The following is a 325-nucleotide window of genomic DNA, read 5'->3' as shown; positions in this document are numbered from 1 at the left end:
TTGCGAAGCGCTGAGCCAGGGAAAGGCTTTGGCAGTAAAACCTTTAGCAGGCCAGTTTGAACAAAAGTGGAATGCCCGCATATTACAGGAGCATGGGCTGGCGAGTGTCTTAAAACGAGTTGAGACCAGTGAAGTTGACAGCTGGCTAGCGCAACGGGAACCTCATAGACTGTACTGGCCTAATGTCGCGGAAACGCTGGCACAATGGATTGCCGATGGCGCAACGCAACCAGTTGCTGAGCTCAGTGCAGAGCTTTGGTCCAGAAACGAAAAAAACGCCATATAGGCGGTTCTTCTGAATGTGGCTCCCCAGGTTGGATTCGAA

At 51.7% G+C, this 325-nt stretch carries 1 pseudogene; it reads left to right on the top strand.

From position 1 onward, the window contains the following. A pseudogene (locus B3180_RS05275) lies at positions 1 to 286 on the top strand (glycosyl transferase); the annotation flags it as partial. Between the last annotated feature and the right edge of the window lie 39 nt (positions 287 to 325).

It is taken from the genome of Idiomarina sp. UBA4206 (assembly GCF_002383015.1).
GTDB classification, from domain to species: domain Bacteria; phylum Pseudomonadota; class Gammaproteobacteria; order Enterobacterales; family Alteromonadaceae; genus Idiomarina; species Idiomarina abyssalis.
This window is presented reverse-complemented; position numbering and strand designations above follow the sequence as displayed.